This window comes from Vibrio sp. T3Y01, assembly GCF_013114525.1.
GTDB classification, from domain to species: domain Bacteria; phylum Pseudomonadota; class Gammaproteobacteria; order Enterobacterales; family Vibrionaceae; genus Vibrio; species Vibrio chagasii_B.
This window is the reverse complement of the sequence record NZ_VTXJ01000002.1, coordinates 356065-378880: the sequence shown is the minus strand read 5'-3', so window position 1 is coordinate 378880 and position 22816 is coordinate 356065. Positions and strand designations below refer to the sequence as shown.

At 47.1% G+C, this 22816-nt stretch carries 15 protein-coding genes; 3 read left to right on the top strand and 12 right to left on the bottom strand.

Annotated elements, in window-relative coordinates:
• Positions 1-86: 86 nt before the first annotated feature.
• The 10 genes from F0232_RS04190 to F0232_RS04145 all read right to left on the bottom strand — a co-directional run bounded on the left by F0232_RS04190 (position 87) and on the right by F0232_RS04145 (position 14072).
• The gene (locus F0232_RS04190) at positions 87-1178 is read right to left on the bottom strand and encodes an ABC transporter ATP-binding protein (protein WP_105058728.1); all 1092 of its coding nucleotides are present in this window, start codon (positions 1176-1178) and stop codon (positions 87-89) included.
• The gene (locus F0232_RS04185) at positions 1178-2527 is read right to left on the bottom strand and encodes a GH1 family beta-glucosidase (RefSeq protein WP_105058727.1); all 1350 of its coding nucleotides are present in this window, start codon (positions 2525-2527) and stop codon (positions 1178-1180) included. The genes F0232_RS04190 and F0232_RS04185 overlap by 1 nt, the downstream gene beginning before the upstream one ends.
• A gap of 17 nt (positions 2528-2544) precedes the next feature.
• Entirely contained in the window at positions 2545-3393 is an 849-nt protein-coding gene (locus tag F0232_RS04180) for a carbohydrate ABC transporter permease (protein ID WP_017061568.1), read from the bottom strand.
• Positions 3394-3439: 46 nt separating this feature from the next.
• Positions 3440-4426 (bottom strand): carbohydrate ABC transporter permease, encoded by a 987-nt coding sequence (locus F0232_RS04175; protein WP_105023945.1) that lies wholly within the window; start codon positions 4424-4426, stop codon positions 3440-3442.
• Between the two features lie 67 nt (positions 4427-4493).
• Positions 4494-5741 (bottom strand): ABC transporter substrate-binding protein, encoded by a 1248-nt coding sequence (locus tag F0232_RS04170; protein ID WP_017068576.1) that lies wholly within the window; start codon positions 5739-5741, stop codon positions 4494-4496.
• A gap of 18 nt (positions 5742-5759) precedes the next feature.
• Positions 5760-6767 carry a substrate-binding domain-containing protein gene (locus F0232_RS04165; protein ID WP_171750708.1) on the bottom strand — a complete coding sequence of 336 codons (1008 nt, stop codon included), beginning with the start codon at positions 6765-6767 and terminating at the stop codon, positions 5760-5762.
• Positions 6768-7201: 434 nt separating this feature from the next.
• Positions 7202-9220: a methyl-accepting chemotaxis protein gene (locus F0232_RS04160; RefSeq protein ID WP_171750707.1), complete on the bottom strand. Its 2019-nt coding sequence runs from the start codon at positions 9218-9220 to the stop codon at positions 7202-7204.
• Between the two features lie 199 nt (positions 9221-9419).
• A complete protein-coding gene (locus tag F0232_RS04155) occupies positions 9420-10709 on the bottom strand; it encodes a carbohydrate porin (RefSeq protein ID WP_171730367.1) in 1290 nt (429 codons plus the stop codon).
• 373 nt (positions 10710-11082) lie between these two features.
• Positions 11083-13143, bottom strand: a complete 2061-nt coding sequence (locus tag F0232_RS04150) for a prolyl oligopeptidase family protein (RefSeq protein ID WP_171750706.1) — start codon at positions 13141-13143, stop codon at positions 11083-11085.
• A gap of 11 nt (positions 13144-13154) precedes the next feature.
• Positions 13155-14072 (bottom strand): LysR family transcriptional regulator, encoded by a 918-nt coding sequence (locus F0232_RS04145; protein WP_128163337.1) that lies wholly within the window; start codon positions 14070-14072, stop codon positions 13155-13157.
• Positions 14073-14305: 233 nt separating this feature from the next.
• Between F0232_RS04145 and F0232_RS04140 the strand changes: the two genes are divergently transcribed.
• The 3 genes from F0232_RS04140 (at position 14306) to F0232_RS04130 (ending at position 20615) form a co-directional block, all read left to right on the top strand.
• Positions 14306-16000, top strand: coding sequence for an L-lactate permease (locus F0232_RS04140; RefSeq protein ID WP_171750705.1), 1695 nt, complete (start codon positions 14306-14308; stop codon positions 15998-16000).
• Between the two features lie 203 nt (positions 16001-16203).
• The gene (gene lldD / locus F0232_RS04135; protein ID WP_171750704.1) at positions 16204-17343 is read left to right on the top strand and encodes an FMN-dependent L-lactate dehydrogenase LldD; all 1140 of its coding nucleotides are present in this window, start codon (positions 16204-16206) and stop codon (positions 17341-17343) included.
• A gap of 416 nt (positions 17344-17759) precedes the next feature.
• Positions 17760-20615: an FAD-binding and (Fe-S)-binding domain-containing protein gene (locus F0232_RS04130; RefSeq protein ID WP_171750703.1), complete on the top strand. Its 2856-nt coding sequence runs from the start codon at positions 17760-17762 to the stop codon at positions 20613-20615.
• Positions 20616-20721: 106 nt separating this feature from the next.
• Here the strand turns inward: F0232_RS04130 and F0232_RS04125 are convergent, their stop codons facing one another.
• Both F0232_RS04125 and F0232_RS04120 read right to left on the bottom strand, forming a co-directional pair.
• Positions 20722-20964 (bottom strand): hypothetical protein, encoded by a 243-nt coding sequence (locus F0232_RS04125; RefSeq protein WP_171730362.1) that lies wholly within the window; start codon positions 20962-20964, stop codon positions 20722-20724.
• 113 nt (positions 20965-21077) lie between these two features.
• Positions 21078-22814, bottom strand: coding sequence for an ABC transporter permease subunit (locus F0232_RS04120; RefSeq protein ID WP_171750702.1), 1737 nt, complete (start codon positions 22812-22814; stop codon positions 21078-21080).
• Between the last annotated feature and the right edge of the window lie 2 nt (positions 22815-22816).

Sequence of the window (22816 nt, the reverse complement as noted above, 5' to 3'; positions counted from 1 at the left end):
CCTAGCCCCTCCCAAATCAGGAGGAGCCAAAACAATTTGTCGTAAGTTGGTTGGTGTCAGCTCAATGGCTGATTTAAATTGACTGGCTAGCTCGCTAGCGAATTCTCGCTCAGTGCGTCAAACAGGTGGAAAGCATCCAGATCCAAGTAAAGTGTCAGTTCTTTCACATCCACTTCAGCTGCTTGGGTCTCAACCATCAGCGGTTGGCCGCCGATTTCTGTTTTCAGAAGAATGCTCGCACCCAGCAGTTCCTTGTCTTTGATTTTCACAGGGAATGGCAGCACACGGTCGTGGTCAACTTGCTCAGCACGTAGGTGAATGTCTGTTGGACGAACACCAAAGTGAAGCGCTAGGTTTTTAGACGCCAGAGACTTAAAACGCTCCGGAAGTGGGATATGAACATCACCAAGTTCAACGAAGTATTCACCTTCTTTTTCAATCAGCTTAGCTTCCAACATATTCATTGACGGGTTACCAATGAATTGCGCGACAAACTTGTTAGCTGGGCGTTGGAACACCTCAGTTGGTGTGCCCACTTGAGCAACATAACCGTCTTTCAGAATTACGATGCGGTCTGCTAGCGTCATCGCTTCGATCTGATCGTGTGTAACGTAGATGGTGGTGGTTTTAAGCTCACGGTGTAGGTGCTTTATTTCTTCACGCATCACGCCACGCAGCTTGGCATCAAGGTTAGATAACGGCTCATCAAACAAGAACACTTTCGGTGTACGAACCATCGCACGGCCCATGGCTACACGCTGACGCTGGCCACCAGAAAGCTCTTTTGGCTTACGGTTTAATAGTGGATCAAGCTCTAGCATTTTTGCAGCTTTGCGTACTTCTACATCAATCTCTGCCTTTGGCATGCCCTTCAGTTTCAGAGCGAAAGCGATGTTCTCGTAAACCGTCATGTGTGGGTACAGTGCGTAGCTTTGGAATACCATCGCTAAGTCACGGTCTTTAGCGTCAACCTTGTTCATCACTTTGCCACCAACCACGATATCGCCAGAGCTAATGCTTTCTAGGCCAGCAAGCATGCGAAGTGTGGTCGACTTACCACAGCCAGATGGGCCAAGGAAAACCACGAATTCACCGTCTTCAACCGTAAAATCAAACTCTTTAACCACTTCAACATCACCGAATGATTTCTTGATGTTTTTGAATTCTACTTTAGCCATTATCTGTTCTCCTCAGCGCGCTCTTGAAGCATGTTTCGGTACGCAATTGCGCTCTGTTTCAGTGTTCTTTCTTGGGTGGTGTAATCAACATGGACGATGCCAAAGCGTTGGCAGTAGCCGAATGCCCACTCAAAGTTATCCATTAGACTCCACGCAAAGTAGCCATCAACTTTCACACCTGCTTCAACTGCGTTGTGAACCGCTTCGATGTGGCCTTGGAAGTAACGAACACGTTGGTCATCCATCACTTGTCCGTTAACACGCTCGTCGTTACCTGCGGCGCCATTCTCAGTAATGTAGATAGGCGGCATGTTTTCGTAGCGAGCGTCTAGTCTTACCAATAAATCGGTTAAACCTTGTGGGTTGATTTCCCAGCCGATGTAAGTGTGTTCAGCGTCAGTCTGTTTTACTGATTCAATGTCGCCATTCTCATTGAAGCGAGCGACATTGCGCGTGTAGTAGTTGATACCGATGTAATCAACCGGTGCGCTGATGATGTCTAGATCGCCTTCTAATATCATCGGCATGTTCATCGCTTGACGGTCGACTACTGGCTGTGGGTATTCACCTTTCAATACAGGGTCGATGAACCAATGGTAGTTCTCTGCTTCACAGTAGTCTGCAGCGCCTTGGTCTTGCGGTGTCAGTGGGTAAGCCGGAGTCGCGTTAAATACCACACCATGCTTAGCATGAGGCGCGTTCTTACGAAGAATCGGCATCGCCAAACCATGGCCTAGCATTAAATGGTGAGAAGCTAAGAAGCCTTCTTTTTCACCCTTGATGCCCGGTGCATGCTCGCCCCAACGGTAGCCTAAGAACGCAGATACAAACGGTTCGTTCAATGTGGTGTAAACATCAATTTTATTGCCAAAGTAGTTACTCACCACTTCTGCATATTCTGCAAACTTGTAAGACGTTTCACGGTTTAACCAACCGCCTTTGTCTTCAAGGTATTGCGGTAGATCCCAGTGATAAAGTGTCACGAACACCTTCATTCCACGAGCATGACATTCATCGATGATCTGCTCGTAAAACTCTAGACCTTGCTGATTCACTACACCGTCTTGCGGCAAGATACGTGGCCATGCAATTGACAGGCGGTAAGCATCAACACCTAAGCCTTGAATCATCTCGATATCTTGTTGCCACAAGTGGTAGTGGTCGCACGCCACATCACCACTGTCGCCGTTATCTACCTTACCTGGTGTCTTACAAAACGTGTCCCAGATAGACGGTGTACGACCGCCCTCTTCAACGCCGCCTTCAATTTGGTATGAAGATGTCGCGACACCGAATACAAATTCCTTACTGCGTAACTTTGAATCACTTGGAAGTTGAAATTTATTCATTGTTATAACCCTTAAACCTAACCTTTAACTGCGCCGGACGTTAAACCACTGATCATCTGTTTCGATGCGAACAGGTATGTAATCACGAGTGGTAAAATAGAAATTGTGGTACCTAGCATTACCGCGCCCCATGGCGTATTCGGAATACCTTGAACACTTCGTAGTGCTTGTGTGATGACGTAATTGTCAGGGTTGTTCAGCACCACAAGAGGCTGCATAAACATGTTCCAGAAGAAGACAAACTGCACGATAGCGAGTGTTGCTAATGCTGGTTTCATCAGTGGCAATACCACACTCCAGTACGTTCTGAACTCACCTGCGCCATCTAACTTCGCCGCTTCTAATAGCTCTTTAGGAATCGATGCAATCACGTGCTGACGCATCAAGAAGATACCAAATGGCGTGGTTGTGAACGGTAGCCATACCGCCATGTGGTTATCCAACAAGCCTAAGAATTTCACGATCATGAAGTAAGGGATCAAGCTAAGCACTGGCGGAATTGCCATTGAGCCAACCAGCATGCCGAACAACACGTTCTTACCGCGGAACTTAAACACAGCAAACGCGTAACCACCCATGCTACAAAACAGCAGCGAGATGGTTGTGCCTAAGAAAGCCACGTAAATCGAGTTAAACATCGCTTTCCAAAACGGCATGATTTCCAGCAGTTTTGCGTAGTTCACCATTAGGCTATCGCCAATAGCAAAGCTGATGCCCGAGCCGAAGATCTCCGAACGGTCACGTGTTGAAAGCAGTGCAGACCACACAAATGGGAACACCGTAATGATTGCGGAAACAATCAGTAATATGCCGAGCATGACCATCAAGATCTTAGTCATGATGTACATGGTGCGTTCGCTTGGCATCAGGCCACTTAGTGGTGAGGTATTTGTCTTAATTGATGTCGACATCTTAATGTTCCCCTAAGCCTTTCTTACCGAAGAATAAAAATTGAACCAAAGTACAAGACGCGATCAGTGCAAACAGAAGCCATGAAATTGCTGACGCTGTGCCCATTTCTAACCATTCCCAACCCACTTTGTAGAGGTACATAGAGATAGTTAAACCAGATTGACCCGTACCACCTGTACCACGCGTTAGAACGAACGGTTCTTCAAACATTTGCAGGTTACCGATGATGGTCATGGTGATTGCAAAGAAGATGAATGGACGAATCATTGGTAGTGAGATGTTCCAGAAGCGGCGGAAGGCATTCGCACCATCCATACGAGCAGCTTCTAAAATATCTTTAGGAATCGTCATTAAACCAGTGGTGTAAAGGACGATGTTAAAACCGGTGTATTTCCAGAAAACCATGATCGCGATAGACGGCTTCACCATAGTGGCATCATCTAACCAGCGGATTGGTTGAAAATCGTTAACCCAAGCAAACGCCCAACCAAACAGCGTGCTATCGGCCAATGCCATTAGCGTTTGGTTGATAATTCCTGAGTTAGGAGAATACATATTGAAGAAAATCAGTGACGCTGCGACCGTTGATGTGATGAACGGTAGAAAGTACGCCGATGTTAGCCAGTGACGCATACGGTCACCCATTGAAACCAACATGTAAGCCACTGGAATAGCGACTAAGTGCTGAGCAACACCCGATGTGATTGCTAGCCATAATGTGTTCTTTAATGAACGCCATAGCCATGGGTCAGTCAAGGCAATGTGATAGTTCTCAAAACCAACGAACTCCATTGCATCCATGCCCTGTACTGGGTTCCATTCGTGGAACGACAGGTAAACAGAGAACAACAGCGGGAAGATCCCAAATACAGAAAAAATGATCAGAAACGGCAGAAGGAATCCATACGGTGTAAGCGCTTTCAAATTCAGACGAGAAAAAAGGCTTTGCTCCGAAGGTTCTATCGTTGTGCTCGCTGTATGATTCATAGTAACGACCTCTTAAAAAAGGAAGCGCGTTATCCACGCTTCCTCACTTACTTAAAGTAAAACCAAATTAAAGATTACGCGTACGACGCTTGATTAGACGCTCTGCCTCTTTCAATGCAGTCTCGATGTCCTTACCTTCATCAAGCACTTCCATCAATGCGTTCTCTAAAATTATAGAGCGTGCTACGTGGTCGCCTTGAGCTGGAGATACTGGCTTGATGTTCTGTGCCACTTCTGCAAATAGAAGACGTGCTTTCTGACCACCTAGGAACTCCATCTCTTCTTGGAATAACTCATCGTCATACGTCGTTACGTTCGCAGGGAAAGCCGCAATCGTTTCGAAGTGCTTAAGTTGAACATCACGGTCAGTCGTCATGTATTCAATCAGCGCCCAAGCTTCATCTGGGTTGTCAGATTGAGTTGGAATCGATAGGAATGAACCACCCCAGCTGCCGTAAATGCCATCAGGTAGGTTTTCTACTGCCCATTTACCTTTGGTTTCAGGAGCGATCCAGTTGTTTAGGTGACCAAGTAGCCAAGCGCCAGAAAGTTGAGTTGCAAATGTGCCGTTGCGAAAGCCCTCGTACCATTCGTTAGACCAAGCCAGAATGCGGCCGTCTAAGCCTTTGTCGCGAATCTCTTTTGCTACTTCAAAAGCGTGAACAAAACGCTCAGATGTCACAACTGGGTTGCCATCTTTATCGAAGTAAAGACCTTCTCCTTCAGGAACCGTTGTGAAGATGATCGCTTGTGCAACGTCGGCAGCTGAAGCGATAAGTTGTACGTTTTGCTCTTTCAGTTTTTCACCAGCAGCGATGTATGAATCCCAATCTTTAATTGCTTCTTCTACATTGATGCCCGCTTTTTCAAACACGTCGGTGCGGTAGTACATAACACCTGGACCAAGGTCGACAGGGATGCCGTACATGTCACCGTCAGCGCCTTTGCCTTGTGCCCACGCGTAAGGTGCGAATCGTTCTTCGTATTTATCTGCACCGTAGTTTTCAGACAGGTTAACTAGGCCGCCAGAGCCAACGAATGGACCGATTTTCTCTACGTCCACAACAATCACATCACCCGCACCTGAGCCTGTAGCTAGGTTAGTGGTTAGTTTTGTGTGGTGGTCACCGTGGTTGTTCATAAGGTAATCAACTTTGATCCCTGTTTCCTTTTCGAAATCAGGCAGTAATACCTTCAGGCTGCTATCGAAATCCGGGAAGCCGTCGAAACGAATCTCTTTGTCAGCAGCATTTACCGCTGTTGCACCTAGTCCTAAAGCAACCGCGCATGAAAGCGCTAAGGTCTTAAATTTCATGTTCTATCCTTAATATTTTTATAGGGTAACCAGTAAATCCGATACCGAGTTTCTAGTGACCAACGTCGGCAGCAATTTAAAGTTCACGTCATGTTTAATTTTCTTTAGCTTTTGCAGAGTGAGCTGTACTGCTTCAACGCTCATCTCTTCAATAGGGAAATTAATGGTGGTCAAACTAGGGGTCAGATAACGCGCGAAGATGGTGTTATCGAAGCCAACAAGAGAAACGTCTCTCGGAACAGACAATCCCTCTTTATGCAGAACTTCGAACGCGCCAAATGCCATGTGATCGTTTGAAGCAAATACCGCCGTAAAGTGGCATTTTCTGTTGATCAACTTCTTCATGGCGCTGATGCCTGTCTCTTCAGTAAATCCCGCCTCAGAGACTAAGGCTTCATCATATGGCACACCGGCTTCTTCCAGTGCCTTGCGATACCCCTGCAAACGCCCCCTAGCGTCGGCTTTATCTAAAGGCCCGGTAATACACGCGATATCTGTATGTCCCTTTTGCAAAAGATATTGAGTAGCGAGTAGCCCCCCGACTTCGTTATCAATATCAATGCAACTCATCGCCATTTCTGGGATGAAGCGGTTAATTAAAACCACAGGGGTCCCCTGTTCTTCCAATTCAATTAAATAGTCATCACTGAGCAGTTGAGTGTGAAGAATCAAAGCATCAACACGACGCCCCAACAGAAACTCCACAGACTCTCGCTGCCCTTGTTCGGTGTTCGAACCCGCTGTAACAACAGCGTGGTAACCAAAGCGGCGTAGGTTTTCTTCTATGCAATGCAAGATGCCTGAATAGAAAGAACCGCCCAGTTCTGGAACAACTACACCAACACTTCCGGTACGACTTGAAGCCAAAGCTTGAGCGATAGAGTTCGGGCGATAACCCAATTCTTTGATCGCTTTTTCAACCTTTAACTTCTTGTCATGACTCACTCTGCTAGTGCCATTAATAACCCTAGACACTGTCGCCTGAGACACACCTGCATGTTCTGATACGTGTTTAATTGTCGCCACTCGAACCTCGATACTTCATTAGCTTGTAACCGCTTACAAAACGATTATTAAGAAATTACGTTTTAGTTGAAGTGAGTGTCATCACACTAAAGTTGGAGGTAAAAATGCCAGTTGTGGAAATCATGAAAGCGCTTACAGATTCACTTTACGCCATGAAACTGTTTCATGAGATTATTGTTTATATTATCAATATGACGTTCGATTACTTGCTCGTCAGATCAAAGAAGTACGCCAAAATTCATTTTTTAAAGCGTCATTTGATGATGAATCCGCAGCTGACGGCAATATACACGGGGAAAGTGACCTTGTTATTTCAATGGCCTTTCGAAATTGTATGAGAACATTTCCTCTCATGAGCACTCACATTAATGCTTCGTTGACCCGACACAAAAATGCCCAGCAAAAGCTGGGCATGGAAGAGGGTAGAGTCTCCTCTAAACCGTATTTTCTGATTGCTCGGCGAGCTTAAACTCTTGAGTTAGCGAGAATTGCTGCTGCGACATGATTTCAAGCTGCTGCCCATGGGAGAACAGAACTTGAGATCGTTGAGAGTTGTCCTCTGCCAAGGTGTGTATCTGACTGATGTTTTGTGTGACTTGAGAAGCAACCACTTGATGTTCCGTGGTTGCGGTCGCGATTTGATGGCTCCTTTGCTCTACCTCATTGAGCAGATCAGAGACCGTCGATATTGAGTGATTCACTTCGCCCGTTTGCTTAACACATTGAACCATCCCCACCACACATTGATTGATTTGCTCCACCGCCAATTTAGAACTGGTTTGCAGCTGTTCTATCTTGTTGTGTATCTCTTGCGTCGAGGCATTGGTTTTGGCCGCTAACACGCGAACTTCATCGGCCACCACAGAGAAACCACGCCCTTGTTCGCCCGCTCGCGCCGCTTCAATGGCTGCATTCAATGCCAACAAATTGGTTTGTTCGGAGATCCCAGATATCACATCCAAAATAGAGCCAATGCTAGCGCTTTCGCTTTCAAGCTGGCCGATGGTCGCTGTTGATTCTGCTAACTTACGCTCTAAACTGCCCATCAACTCGACGCTTTTATCCATGGTCTTCTGACCAGCACAAGAACTCGACACCGCTTCGGTTACAAGCGTTAGCGTTTGATTCGCGGCTTGAGTTATTTCCGTCACCGAACACTCGATCTGTTCCATGGCCGTGGCCACCATCACCGTCTGATTGGTTTGGTCTTGCATCGCCTCGCTCAATGAACGGCTCGTGCTTTGGTTCTCTATGGACGCCTCTTTTAAGCACGTCGACGAATAACGCATGTTCTCAATCATTTGAGTCAGATGACTGATCACTAAGTTGACCTTGTCGCTCACTGAGCCAAACTCATTATTGGCTTGATACTGCACCATCGCGCTCAAGTCTTTATTGGCAACTTGGTCGAGTGCACTTTGTAGCAGCTTGCTTGGTTTACGGATACCTTTGGCAATATTCAACCCGATCAACAGAGCAATAAGCACGGAAGCAAGTGCAATAAAACCCTGCATCACAAGGGCTTGCAGTGAAGAGTCCATCGATTCGTGATACAGGCGTGTCGCGGTGTCTTCAGCATACATTGAAAGCTCATCAAAGTGACTTAGCTGAACATCAATCAACTGTTCAATTTCCTGCTTTTGGAGGGAGATAGACTCATCGAGTTTGACGGTTTCCTTATAGGTAGCGACTGAACCATTAGCTGAAAACGCATGTGAAGCGAGCAGTGATAAAGACTGTTTACTGCGGCGCAGCAAAGACGAATCTAAGTTATCTAAATCTGCTACCGCTTGTTCGAATCGCTCTTTTCGACTTTGCAGGCGACGCTCTACCCCACGTACCTCCGAAGATGTTTGCAGTGAAAACGCTTCGTTGGCTTCTGCAGCGATTAAACTCAATTGCACCAACAGAGCTTCGACTGCCTTTTGTGTCTGCTTCGAATCTGCACTCGCAAGTTGATTCACCAAAGTATTATTGAGCTGTCCCACCACAGATAGAAATTGCGCTTGTCCCATCGAACCGAGATCTTTGCTATCCAAATACTCAACATAAAGCTCTAATACCTGCTCTATCTTATCGATAGTCAACAAACCTGTTTGAGTGATGTTGTTAAGCATGTCTTCCATTTGTGAACCAGCTACGCTCTTGCCTTCGAACCAGTTCAATTGCTGCTGATATAGCTCGATGTTGTTTAAGACGGTTTGTTTCAGTGGCTCAAGTTCATCAATATAGTTAGCGGATAAGTAGGGTGTGGTGCTGCGATTAATGTCCAGAAATCGGATGGTTAACGTGGAGGATTGAAGCATTAATGGCGTAGCTTGCTGGGTGATGTTTTCGATTCGAGTGGTGATGTCTTTATTGCTACTGATGCTTAACCATGCAGAACCCAGCATGATCACAATCAGTACGAAGAAACCTAAATAAACTCGAGACACGATGGAAGAAAGTCTCATAGTAAATCCCTGATCTAGTGGCGAAAAAAAGGGCACAAAAATGTGCCCAAGAATGGAGTTAATTGAAACGTGCCCTAATCAATCTGCCTTTAGGGCTAAAATGGACAGTATTACGTGCTCTTAACAAGCATGGATATTCGAAAGCATGGCTCCTTGAAAATATGCCGAATTCAAAGAGCCGCTCTTTCTATATCGGTGATTACCACCAAGCTTCAAACATTGCGCCGAACGACAATGTGTCAACATTCGTTGTCTTCACTGTGTTGCCTTTGGTTTCTACATCACCCACAGTTGTGTAGAAACGAAGCATTGGACGGCTCCAAGGTAAGCCACCTAGAGAAACGTTTTGAGAAAGCGTTACTTTCCATGCGTTCTCTTCACCGTCGTCATCGTAATCAACCATGCCGTAGCCCGCTTCTAACCATGTAGAATGAACATCATCCCATTGGTACTGTGGACGAACGATACCAGCGTATTCCGTGTTCTCGCGGTCTAGATCAGAACCAGAGTTGTCTTTGTACGACACTAAGTAATCGATGATGAAGTTATCTGTTGCTGCGTAGCTACCTTCAACACTTGCGTACAAAGTTTGGTAGTCACCTTTTAGGTCAAATACTGATGAATCCGCACCGTCACCATACTTAACAACCAACTTGTTAGACTCACCCAAGCCTAAGGTTGCACCTACCAGGTATGCCGTTTCGTCACTGACTTTTGGAGCACCCGCTACGTCAGAGTCTGCTTCATCTGAAGCAAAACCATAGTTCGCATATAGGTCTAGTTGGCCGATACCCGCATTAATAGAGTGCAACTTAGAAGTAATTGCGTATCGACCGTTGTCGTTCACTAGGCCGCCTTTCACTTGGCCTACGAAGCCCATGTCTAGCTTGGCACCGCCGAAATCTAGGTTGTTAAAACCAGCACCTTGACCATCGTGTGTCATCCAGAAGTAATCGTTCAAACCTTGTTGCGGACGTTGATGGAAGTCACGACCAGCCCACATGTAAAGCTCAGGCTGGCTTTCAAATACATTGGTTACACCAGCGTACATTTTTTTCATGCTCAGGCCACCGTCATCAGCCCATGCGTCTGCTTCCCAGTGGTCAGCCATGAATACGATGTCCCAGATAGCGCCGTTGTCAGCTTGGAAAAGCTTAGCTAACTGAACTTCACCACCATTCGCTTCGTTACCTAAACGACCAACAGAGCGGCCTGTTGTACCGATGTCTACATAACGCTCATCACCACTTTTGTAGTGAGCGCCGTAGCGAGCGTAACCAGAGAAGACGATACCGTCTGGCACAGTTGTTTCTGAAGTTAGAACCGCTTGTTGCTGATCATCAACATACTTGATGTCCCCAACTTGAGATTCCAACTCTTGGATTCGTTGCTCGAGAGCAGCAAGATCCGTTTCTGCAGCAAAAGAAGAGAGTGAAGCAAGCGAAGCCGCCACTGCGACCGTTATTGGCAAAAGCTTAAATTTTTGCATTGTAATTCCCTATTATTTTTTTGAGTTTTCATCGAACAGGGAAATATTAAGCAATGAAAGCGTTGAAAAGTTGGTCGCTGTTCACACTGATAAATTAGGTCGAGAGCCATGAAACTTTTAGAAAAGTCATACCCAAAACTATTAATTTAATATCAGAAACTTAGGACGGGAAACGCGTGAAATATCAGCTTGAAATCGCTTTCATTTCATCAATAATGGCGGGGTCTATCACGGAAAAATGTATGTAAAAATGAAGGAAATATGGTGCAGTTTTGATAAGTTTTCATATATATGAAAAGCCTCAAAATCTAAGGTCGATTTTGAGGCTTTTTAGTCTGAGTCAAACACTCAATTATCTAGAATCTAGCATTATCTAAAACGAATCTAGAGATTCAACGCCCATATTAAACAGCGTAAACGCATAAATATCGGCAGTGAGATCGATCGCTTTACTCAGTGGCATTCCGGCGCCATGACCCGCATTTACGTCGATACGAATCATCACAGGCGCACCACCTTCATGCTTATCTTGCAGCTCTGCGATAAACTTATAAGAGTGTGCTGGCACCACGCGGTCATCATGATCCGCTGTCGTAACCAAAGTTGCTGGGTAGTCGACACCGCGCACAACGTTATGAACCGGAGAGTAACCAAGCAGGTATTCAAACATCTCTTTGCTTTGCGCGGAGGTACCATAGTCGTACGCCCAGCCTTCGCCAGACGTAAAGGTATGGTAACGCAGCATGTCTAGCACCCCAACAGCAGGTAGAGCCACTTGGAAAAGCTCCGGCCTCTGTGTCATACACGTACCCACCAGCAATCCACCGTTAGAGCCGCCACGAATCGCCAACTTGTCACTACTGGTATAGTTCTCGGCGATTAAGAACTCCGCAGCAGCAATGAAGTCATCAAACACATTCTGCTTTTGCTGCTGAGTACCCGCTTTATGCCACGCCTTACCGTACTCACCGCCGCCTCTCAGGTTGGGAACTGCGTACACGCCACCCAATTCTAACCAACTGCCCACCGTCCCCGAGAAAGAAGGCGTTAGGCTGACATTAAAGCCGCCATAGGCGTACAACATGGTTGGGTTATTACCGTCCAGTTTTAGTCCCTTCTTATAAGAGATAAGCATCGGAACCTGAGTGCCATCTTTTGAGGTATAAAAGACCTGTTTAGACTCAAACTTATCCGATTCAAACGGTGACTCAGAGCGCTGATAAACTTCTGAACTGCCCGACTCAATATCAAAAGAGAAAATGGTTGGCGGCGTAACATAGTTGGTAAAGGTGTAATAAAGCTGAGTTTGCTCTTTCTTACCACCTAAGCCACTGGCCGTTCCCAACCCAGGTAAATGGATTTCCCGAACTAGGTTGCCTTGGTAATCCAGCTGCTCAATTTTCGACACCACATCCACCATGTAGTGGGCAAACAAGTATCCGCCGCCAGTACTGATGTCTAATGGCTGTGGCTTTTCTGAGATGATATCTCTCCACTGCTCAGTGCCGCTATCAAAGCTCACGATCTTGCCATTCGGCGCATCAAGGTTGGTGTATAGAATGAAGTTCTCACCTTGATTATCGATGAGATACGTATCGCTATCCACATGATCAATCAGTGTGTTCAAAGACTGCTCTGATGATTTTAAATCGATATAGAACAGTCGATTACCTGATGTCGACTCCTTGCCGAGGATGATCAAGTATCGATCGTCTTCGGTGGTGTAGCCGGATACATAGCGGTGTTGCTCATCGTTGCTTTCGCCAAAGATCACCTTGTCGCTAGCTTGCTCTGTGCCCAACTCATGGAAGTACAGCTTGTGTTGTTCTGTACGAGCTGAAAGTTCACTACCGTCAGGCTTATCGTAACTGGAGTAGTAAAAACCGCGATTGCCTAACCAAGAAATGCCAGTAAATTTGGCGTCGGTAATTTCCGTTTCGAGCTGCTGCTTAGTCTCAGTTTCAATCACGAAGATCTTACGCCAGTCACTGCCACCCTCAGAAATACTGTACGCCACTAAGCTATAGTCTTTCGAAAACGACACCGAGCCCAGAGACGTCGTGCCATCTTCCGAGAAAGTGTTCGGGTCTAGGAATACTTCAACCGACTGTCCCTCTCTCTGACGATAGAGAATGCTGTGGTTCTGCAAGCCATCATTCTTATAGAAGTAGGTGTAGTCGCCTCGGACAAACGGCTGCGAGCTCTTTTTGTAGTCTTGCGCTTTTGCCAAACGCTCTCGCAGCTCTGCGCGATAGGGAATTTGAGCAAGGTAATCGAACGTGACTGCATTCTGGCTCGCTACCCACTCTGCAGTTTGGTCACTTCTATCATCTTCTAACCAGCGGTATGGGTCTTCGATTATCTGACCAAAATAGTCATCGCTGACGATATGCTTATTGGTGATTGGATATTGATACTCTTTTAAATAGCTCATCGTGATCCTTATTAAAAATAGTGTGAAATCGTCAGATAACGAGTTCTGATGTGTTCAATCAATAACTTAATCTTGTTGGGCGGCTGGCGCGTAAATGGGTACACCGCATAAATACCGAGCTTCTTACCCACTAAGTCAGGGAAGATATCCACCAGCTGACCGTTACGAATATCGTGATAAACCAGACAACGCGGCACGTACGCAACGCCATGTCCACCCAGCGCGGCTTTTCTTAATGCTGTCGCGTTGTCTGTCGAGAAAGAGCCCGAAACACGCACGATATATTTGTCGTTGTCTGTACAACCGTCTTTGCTATGCAGAAACTGCCACTCACTCGCCCCTGTGGTTTGATAGGCGTATTGCAAGCAGTTGTGCTCCACTAAGTCTTTGGGCTGCATCGGTTTACCGTTCTTGGCAATATAAGAGGGCGAGGCACACACCACCCATTGAGAATCCAATATGTGTCGCGCAATCAAGCTGGAGTCTTCTAGGTAACCGGTACGAATCACCAAGTCCAAACCATCTTCTACTAAGTCAACAAAGCGATTGTCCAGTGACATATCGACTGTTAAACCTGGATGCATATTACAAAACTCAGCAACGGCGTCTGCCAGAATCAAATCTCCAGAGATAGTAGGCACTGACATTTTGATATGACCGCTGACATTTTCACCAAAGCCTGAAACTGCGTCCATAGCCTCTTGAGTCGCCTGCTTCACATTTTTGGCTCCGTGCAAAATTGCCTTGCCCGCCTCAGTCAGGGTCAATTTACGCGTCGTTCGATATAATAATTGCACGCCAATTTCTTCCTCTAGGCGTGCAATTCTTTTACTAACTACCGAATTTGTAAGGTTATTTTGCTCTGCCACCTTACTGAAACTGCCCAGTTCTACTACCTGTGAAAACAGGATCAAATCATCTGCTCGCATCTGATTATGCCAATTTTGGAATTAATTATTTTCATTATTTCCCTATATCAATAAAAAATAAAGGGGTAAATTCACGCCAAATTAACAAAACAATTACAAAAGAGTCATTCCAATTACAAGATTCGCACCAAAATGGTTCCCGCTTAGAGGCCAATAGCGAATCAAAAATGACAACCCATAACGTGTTATCTACTTCAAACATGAACGTTTGAAAACAGTACGAGGAAGTACCCATGAGTGAAACTCTACTAGCTCTATTGGCCTTTTCACCAATAGTTGTTGCAGCGATTCTGCTGGTCGGCCTGAACTGGCCTGCGAAAAAAGCGATGCCAGTGGCATTTGCATTAACCGTTGCTATTGCCCTATTTGCTTGGGATATGTCTGGCACTCGCGTGCTGGCTTCTGTATTTCAAGGCTTCGGCATTACCGTGTCGGTTCTCTGGATTGTGTTCGGCGCCATCTTCTTATTAAACACTTTGAAACACACCGGAGCTATCACCACCATCCGTAACGGCTTCACGGACATATCCGCTGACCGTCGTGTTCAGGCGATCATCATCGCTTGGTGTTTCGGCTCCTTCATTGAGGGCGCATCTGGCTTCGGCACACCTGCAGCTATTGCAGCACCGTTACTGGTTGCGATCGGCTTCCCTGCGCTTGCTGCGGTACTGATGGGCATGATGATCCAATCGACACCAGTATCGTTCGGTGCGGTAGGTACACCTATCATCGTTGGTGTGAACAAAGGTTTGGACACGCACAACATCGGTGAAAGCCTGATTGCTCACGGTTCTACTTGGGACGCTTACCTGCAACAAATCACCTCAAGTGTGGCACTGATTCACGCCTCTGTGGGTGTGATGATGCCAGTACTAATGGCAATGATGCTGACTCGCTTCTTCGGTAAGAACAAAAGTTGGACAGAAGGTTTAGACATTCTACCGTTCGCACTGTTTGCTGGTGCAGCGTTCACCATCCCTTACGCACTAACAGGTGTCTTCCTAGGTGCTGAGTTCCCATCTCTAATTGGTGGTCTAGTCGGCCTAGCAATTGTGGTTACTGCAGCAAAACGTGGCTTCCTCGTTCCAAAATCAAAATGGGATTTCGAGAGCGAAGACAAGTGGCCAGCAGAATGGTTAGGTTCTCTGAAAATCGACCTTGATGACAACAATCAAAGCCATAAGAAAATGAGCATGGCGATGGCATGGGCACCATACGTGCTGCTAGCGGTGACCTTGGTTGCTAGCCGTGTGAGCCCTGAGTTCAAAGGCCTACTGAAGAGCGTTAGCCTTTCATTCAGCAACATCCTTGGTGAGACTGGCGTAAGCACAGCGATTCAACCTCTTTATCTGCCGGGCGGTATCCTAGTATTTGTTGCGCTGGTTGCTGTTCTGATTCAAGGCCGCAGCGCAGCGCCACTAGCGAAAGCATTCGGTGAATCAAGTAAAACACTGATTGGTGCAGGTTTCGTACTGGTATTCACCATCCCTATGGTTCGTATCTTCATCAACTCTGGTGTGAACGCAGCTGACCTAGCGAGTATGCCTGTAACAACAGCCAACTTTGCAGCTGACCTAGTTGGCAGCGCATTCCCAGCATTGAGTGCCACTGTTGGAGCGTTAGGTGCCTTCATTGCAGGTTCGAACACCGTTTCCAACATGATGTTCAGCCAGTTCCAATTCGAAGTAGCGCAGACCTTGACTATCTCGAGTGCAGTCGTCGTTGCCCTACAAGCCGTTGGTGCAGCAGCCGGTAACATGATTGCGATTCACAACGTGGTAGCCGCTTCGGCAACGGTAGGCCTACTAGGACGTGAAGGTGCAACACTACGTAAAACCGTTATCCCTACGTTCTATTACTTGGTGATGACGGGCATCATCGGCCTAGTGGTTATCTACGGTTTCAATATGACAGACGCACTTATGTAGACCATAAGTCGTTACAAAAGCACTTGGCGTTAATACTCAATTCCCCGACAGCGACACCGTCTAATAAGACAGTTGATGAGTTCCGGGATGGATACTAGAACACATCAACACCCACGGGTATTAACGCCATTTTCCCCGAATTAAAGCAGCCCAAACCAAGCTCTCAAAGAAGAGCAACATCCCAAGAATTTAGGACTGAAATTATGATCATATCCGCATCGACTGATTACCGCGCCGCAGCAAAAGCGAAATTACCACGGTTTCTTTTCCACTACATTGATGGTGGCTCTTACGGAGAACATACCCTACGCCGCAACACGGCTGACCTTGCTGAGATTTCGCTAAAACAACGCGTACTCAACGACATGTCGGACCTAAATTTGGAAACCGAGCTGTTCGGTGAGAAGCTTGCGATGCCAATCGCACTGGCGCCTGTTGGTTTAACGGGTATGTACGCAAGACGCGGTGAAGTACAAGCCGCCAAAGCTGCAGACAACAAAGGCATTCCGTTTACCATGTCGACCGTGTCGGTGTGCCCGATTGAAGAAGTAGCCCCTAAGATTGAACGTCCAATGTGGTTCCAGCTTTACGTTCTCAAAGATCGTGGCTTCATGAAGAACGTACTAGAGCGTGCAAAAGCGGCAGGCGTAACCACATTGGTTTTCACGGTTGATATGCCCGTACCGGGGGCACGCTACCGTGACATGCATTCCGGAATGAGTGGACCAAATGCAGCAGTACGCCGCGTATTCCAATCTATGCGTCATCCTAGCTGGGCAGTTGATGTCGGCTTGCTGGGTAAACCACACGACCTAGGCAACATCTCTACTTATCGTGGTTCTCCTACCAAGCTGGAAGACTACATCGGTTGGTTAGGTGACAACTTCGATCCGTCGATTTCATGGAAAGACCTAGAGTGGATTCGTGATTTCTGGGACGGCCCAATGGTCATAAAAGGCATTCTCGACGAAGAGGATGCAAAAGACGCAGTGAGATTTGGCGCAGACGGCATCGTCGTTTCAAACCACGGTGGTCGTCAGCTTGATGGTGTTCTATCGAGTGCTAAAGCACTGCCTTCGATTGCTGATGCAGTGAAAGGCGATACCAAGATTCTGGTCGATTCAGGCATTCGCACGGGCTTAGATGTGGTTCGCATGATGGCACTTGGCGCAGACTGCACCTTGCTTGGCCGTTCTTTCGTATACGCATTAGCAGCTCAAGGACAAGCCGGCGTTGAGAACCTACTCGACCTTTACGACAAAGAGATGCGCGTTGCCATGACATTAACTGGCGCAAAGACAATCAAAGACTTAACTCGTGAATCTTTGGTGGGGTTAGAGTAAGCCCGTTGATTCACTGTAATGCTTGGGTCTACTTAGACTGAAGTTCAATCGGTGTCACAGCAATTCCACTGCCGTTGTGACACCGTTTAAGCACTGGAAAATAAAATAAAAAGCTAGGGCGTGTTGATCTTTCGAGCTGATTTTTGCAGCGAGTTGCTGGGTATTTATACAAGGCAGAGGCGTCGATGTGTAGCTAGCCTACATGAGAAGCCGATAACGTAGTAGAAATGGTCAGCAAACGCTGCCCGAAGGGTTCAGCTAAAAGCGTTTTACTCTTTGTTGAGAGGAATTTGCTTAGAGTGACTAGGCTACTTCCCCCTCGCCGCGATTAAAACGCTTTTGACTCGAACAAAATTTAACCACGAAAGATCAACACGCCCTGATCAGTGCCAAATAAGAAGCACAAGGAAGCAAAGATGGAGACAAACACATCCCATGAGCGAGTAATTGACGTTAAAGCTTATCAGCAGCTTGAGGCGATACTGGCTCAAAAAATGGAAACGGAACGCATTGTCACGCAAGAGGCAAAGCGATTGGCTTACGGCACCGATGCGAGTTTTTATCGCTTGGTGCCGAAAATGGTTCTAAGACTTAAAAACTTAGAGGAAGTGATATTCACGATTCAAAGCTGTCGTGAACTGGGCATTCATTTTACCTTTCGCGCGGCAGGTACCAGCCTTTCAGGACAAGCGGTTTCAGATTCAGTACTTATCACTCTGACTGACGACTGGCGCGGCCATGAGATTGTCGATAACGGCAATCAAATCATTCTTCAACCCGGTGTGATTGGCGCTGATGCCAATAAATACCTCGCCCCGTTCCAACGTAAAATAGGCCCAGACCCAGCCTCTATCAACACCTGTAAGATTGGTGGTATTGCCGCGAACAACGCCAGTGGCATGTGTTGTGGTACTGCGCAGAACTCCTATCGCACGGTCGAAAGCATGAAAGTCGTATTGAGCGATGGCACCCTGCTCGATACCGCAGACAGTGCTAGCGTTGAATCATTCAAGCAGTCACACAAAACGCTGTTTGATGGTATTGCTGAATTACACCGTCAAACCAGCTCAAATCAAGAACTCGCCGACAGAATCCGCCACAAGTATCGCCTTAAAAACACCACGGGCTACGCACTCAATGCATTAGTCGATTACCACGACCCAATCGAAATCATTAAACACCTGATGATCGGTTCAGAGGGCACGCTAGGCTTCATCGCTGAGATCACTTACAACACAGTGATTGAACACCCGAACAAAGCCTCTGCTCTGTTGGTGTTTGCCGATATCGAGCAAGCCAGTAAGGCTGTGACTACGCTATCCAAAACTCCGGTTGCTGCTGTTGAGTTAATGGACGGTAGAGCGCTACGTTCTGTCGCGGATAAACCGGGTATGCCTGCGTTCATGCCAAGCCTAGATCTAGAAGCTGCAGCTATTTTGGTGGAATCACACGCCAGCTCCCAGCAGGACTTAGATTTACAATGTAAATCAATTTTGGATGCATTAGCTGATTACACGATTGTCGAATCTGTCCCTTTCACGTCCGATCCTAAGACTGTCGCTACCCTGTGGGGCATCCGTAAAGGCATGTTCCCGGCCGTTGGCGCAGTGCGTGAAGTCGGCACGACGGTCATCATTGAAGATGTTGCTTTCCCAGTCGAAAATCTTGCAAATGGCATTCGAGAGCTGCAAGAGCTGTTCGATAAATACGACTACAGCGAGGCGATCATTTTTGGCCACGCTCTGGAAGGCAACCTGCACTTTGTGTTTACCCAAAGTTTTGATAGCCAAGAAGAGATCGACCGTTACGGTGGTTTCATGGATGACGTAGCCGAGCTTGTCGCCGTGAAATATCAAGGATCTCTGAAAGCGGAACACGGCACAGGCCGTAACATGGCACCTTACGTGGAGTTGGAATGGGGCAAAGATGGTTACGCCTTGATGCAACAGATCAAAGCGCTGTTCGACCCAGAAAGGTTGCTCAACCCTGGCGTTATCATCAACGACAACCCAAACTCCCACATCACAGACTTAAAGCCAATGCCAGCTGCCGACGATCTTGTCGACCGCTGTATTGAGTGTGGATTCTGTGAGCCAGTCTGCCCGTCTCGCACACTGACCTTGTCACCTCGCCAACGTATTGTGCTGTACCGAGAACTGCAACGCCGACGAGCAGCAGGTGAAGAGATAGAAGCCAGCGAACTAGAAAAAACCTTCGAATACCAAGGCATCGATACCTGCGCGGCAACAGGTCTGTGTGCCGAACGCTGTCCAGTAGGCATTAATACGGGTGACTTGGTGAAGAAGATTCGTGTTGCCAAGTATGAGAAGTTCACACCAATCGCCAAATGGACAGCGGATCATTTCTCGACCACCACGAAGCTGACCAAAGCCGGCCTCAAAACCAATCAAGTAGCGAGTAAGGTCTTGGGGGCAAACACGGTCGGTAAGCTTACCAATGGCCTGCGCTCAGTGACCAAAGGCGTAACGCCTGTTTGGATGCCTGAGATGCCGCAGTCCAACAGTTACTCTCTCACGGCTTCACCAATGACAGCCGAAACTTCTAATGACGCAAAGAAAGTGGTTTACCTCCCGTCGTGTGCTAGCCGAACCATGGGGCAACAGAGTGATGCGGGCGACCAACGTCCTCTAACGGAAGTGACCATGTCTTTACTTAACAAAGCCGGATTTGAGGTTATTCTTCCGAAGAAGCTAGATGACCAATGTTGTGGCATGCCTTACGACAGCAAAGGAATGAGCGATTTAGCCCAATCTAAAGCGCAACAACTCGAAGAAGTGTTGTGGCAAGCGAGTCGTCAGGGTGAATACCCAGTATTGATGGACACCAGCCCGTGTGCCAAACGCAGTATTGAGCAGTTCACTAAGCCGTTAGAAGTGCTAGAACCGACAGGATTTGTGAACCAATACTTGCTAGAACACCTGACGCTTGAACCACTTAAAGAGACCGTGATGCTGCATGTCACTTGTAGCTCTCGCCGAATGGGCTTAGAAGGGGCGATGTTAAACCTTGCTAAAGCGTGTACTGAAGAAGTGATTGTTCCAGAGCATATTCAATGTTGTGGCTGGGCGGGTGACAAAGGCTTCACTACGCCAGAACTGAATGAAGCAGCGGTGCACCCACTTAAGGAACAAGTACCGAGCAACTGTACTCGTGGATTCAGTAACAGCCGAACTTGTGAGATCGGTTTGTCACATCACAGTGGCATTCCATATCAATCAATCTTGTACTTGGTGGACGAAGTTGCACAGTAGCTTCACTCTCATTACTAGTGACGAGCTCTAGCTTAAAACGAAAAATGGCAGCCTAATCAGGCTGCCATTTCTTTATTCGATTTAAAACGTGCTAATGAGCTAACAGTTAGAGAGCTAAACGCATCAACTCTTCTGGCGAGTAGTGTTCTGCTTCTGCACCTTTGGCAATTAAGTCGATCACTCGGAACGCACTCATATCACCAAATTCTTTGGTCAAGTAATCACGAAACGCTTTTTCGTTCGGCCATTTTCCTCGCACGATATAACCCTCTTCTTTGTCGAAGTCTTCCGTCTCAAAGAAAGAAAAATCAGTCATACCAATGTTGTGGCAATACAAAACGAGATACATGTTGAATCCTTTACACTTAACTAGGGTCTATTGAACTTTCGAGCAGTTCTAAAAGCAGACCTAAGATTACAACATAAATAGCCAACCGAAAACTTAAGCCCCTTGCTGATTCGTTAGTCGTCAAACATCATGTTGATGGCAGCACCCAACAGAATTAGTCCAATAATTGGTCCCATCACAGCCAATGGCGCGCGCTCAATGTATGGCAAGTTCTCTGCAATCATTAAACCCCATTCAGGTGTTGGTGGTTTTGCCCCTAACCCGATGAAACTCAGTGATGTCAGGCTTAGCGTGATGACTGGCAACCTCAACAACGCGTGTCTTAGTAGCGGCGGTAACACATAAGGAAGCAAGTAGAAGCGGAAGATGCTCAGCTTGCTAGTACCCCACAATGGCGCGAGGTGCGTATAAGGCTGAGCCTTAGCTTCCACAATTAAACTTGAACAGTGCGCCGCTAATGGCGCCCAAGATACCAGTACAATCGCGATTAATGCGCTGTTCGGGTTCATCCCAGTTAAGCCCGCAACCAACAGGCCAGCAATGATGTAAGGGATGCCCTTAGTGATCTCGATAAGGCCTTGGCTAAAACGTGTGTTGAAGCCCATGATGATGCCCGTCACCAAGCTCAAGAAGGTTGCCAAGATACCCGCTTGGAAGGTCTCGACCATACCAGAACCGATTCTCGCTAACAGGTCTCTCCCAATGCCATCGGCCCCCAAAGGTGCTTGCCAGCTCGGTGATGCCAAACGTGCAAACTGGCTGGTGTATGGGTCTCGGAATACCGCCCATACCACGATAGCAATTAGGAATGAGAAGATCGCAAAAGCAGTGACACGCTTGGCGCGGCTCTGGGTAAAGCGAAACGAAGAGTGACTACTAATTAGCTTGCCGCTTTTCAGGCTATGACCCAGAATCAACTGCTGAACAAATAAGCTGATGCTGCTTACTGCAATCGAAAACAGCAGCAATACTAATAAGCCGCCTTGCAGCATAGGTAGATCTTGCGCCTTAGCAGCACCAAGAATCATGCGCCCGATCCCCGGAATCGAGAAGATAAGCTCAACTGCGACCGCGCCACCCGTCAAGCCGATCACAATCATCGCGATTTGTGGGATCAGGCTGCTCAACGCTCTTTTCAGCGCAAAGCGAATAATTTGATTAGAGTGAACGTTGGCACTGAGCCAAGTGATCACCCAAGGTTCATTAAGAACGCGTTGTAAACTGTCTCTGAGTAGGCGACTAAATAGGCCGCTAGCGGGCAGTGCGAGTGCTAAACTCGGTAGCCAGATATCTTGCCAGCCTTGCCAACCATACGGTGGTAGCCAGCCTAACCAGATTGAGAACACCAGTATTAATACCGAAGCCACCACGTACTCTGGCAAGGATATTAATACGGTGCTTAAACTGCTGTAACTCTGCCCTAATTTGCCTTTCTTCCAACTACGCAAGGTAACAAGTAAACCTGCACCGCACAGTACGAAAGTCATAACAAGTGCACTAGACATCAAAAACAGAGATGTGGACGCTGTTTTTTGAATACCTAATGCAACCGAAGAACCATCAATCCAAGATTTACCTAGATCACCAAAAAAGGCACTTCCTATCCAGTCGATCAGGCGCTCGCTTGCCGAACGGTCAAGCTGAAGATCAGCACGTACCGCCGCTAAAGCTTCAGGCGTAAGCAAGTGTTGTTGCCCCGCTCTCGCTCGCAAAATGGATTGACTTGGGTCGATGCCGGCAATGTCAGGCATCAAGCCAACAAGAGTCACCACCACAATTAATGAAGCGATTCTTGATAGCCAAGGCGTCAAGATAAATAAGGTTCGACGCAGAGTCTCAGCAGATAGCATTT